This window comes from Serratia sp. CY44782, assembly GCF_052168715.1.
Lineage (GTDB): Bacteria > Pseudomonadota > Gammaproteobacteria > Enterobacterales > Enterobacteriaceae > Serratia > Serratia nevei.
In genome coordinates this window covers 1-1,275 of record NZ_JBJNME010000023.1, presented here as the reverse complement: position 1 = coordinate 1,275, position 1,275 = coordinate 1, and the positions used below count along the sequence as shown (strand labels likewise).

General features: G+C 56.4%; 1 pseudogene. It reads left to right on the top strand.

Annotated features, from left to right (window positions below):
* Positions 1-1,175, top strand: a pseudogene (locus ACJ8HT_RS24015) (hypothetical protein); the annotation flags it as partial.
* Between the last annotated feature and the right edge of the window lie 100 nt (positions 1,176-1,275).

Here is a 1,275-nt window from a genome sequence, read left to right as displayed (position 1 = left end):
CTGGCGTTTTTCGCATTAGCCTGCCAGAGCGCAACATCGGCAACATGGTGATGCGGGTTGGCAAGATTGAAGAACAGGACACCGGTGAGTTGAAGGTCACGGCCATTCAGGATGTGTTCGGGATGCCGAGCACGTCGTACAGCAGCGGCGAGCAAGGCAGCACCTGGTCACCGCCGGACAAGACGGCACGTCCCGTTACTGATAGCCAGCTCCTTGAACTGCCCTATATCGTCCTCGCTGCCACCGTCGGGCCGGCGGAGCTGGCGGCCATTCCCCCGGAGGCCGGTTACCTGGGCGTGATGGCCAGCGCGCCCAGCAGTGCCTCCATCAACTACCTGCTGCAGACGCGCGCCGACGGCGTGAACTGGCGCGGTAATCTTAACGGCGACTGGACGCCAGCGGTCACGCTAACACAGCCAGCAGGTCGCTTTGATACCACCTTTAAGGCGTCATTAACCACGCTGCCGGCAGTGGGTGCAGGGGCGATTATCGGTGATGAGATTGTTCGTATCGATGCCGCCGACCTTGCGACCGGGACGTTGACCGTCGGGCGTGGCTGTGCCGATACGTTGCCGGCTGGCCATCTGGCCGGCGCGCGGCTGCGTTTCTTCCAGGATGCAATTGAAAGTGATGGGTTGGAATATCTGGAGGGAGAAACGATAGACGTTCGTTTGTTGACGCGAACGGCACAAGAAACACTTGCTGCCGGCGCTGCACCTGTTAACCATTTGACGCTACAGGCTCGCCAGGCAAAACCCTATTTGCCGGCAAATATTCGTTTAAATGACGAACCTTATCCCCTCGTTGCAGAACCGGCAGCGGAATATATTTTAACCTGGTCACACCGTGACAGGCAATTACAAGCTGACCGGTTAATTGATTATCTCGATAGCAGTATTGGCCCAGAGTCGGGGGTGGCTTATGTAATTACACTCGTTCGCCCTGATACCGGGGATATCGTCTGGACGACAAACACGGTGGCGGACACATTGACGCTGCCGTATTCATCCAGTGAAGACCCGGCAAATATCGTGCATTCAGTGAGTATTAAAGCTACGCGTGGCGATTTTGAATCGCTCAATAGCTGGGTAGTTACATTACCGGCAGGCCATTATGTTGAACCTATCCCGGAGCCAGAGCCGCCACCGGAAGCGCCTGAAGGCGGTAGCGAATGAGTGATTTTTATTACGGTCAAGGAAAAGTCTACCTGGCTCGCCGCAATACGGCGGGCCAGGCTTTATCATGGCGCTGGATTGGTGATGTTTCTGCGTTAAC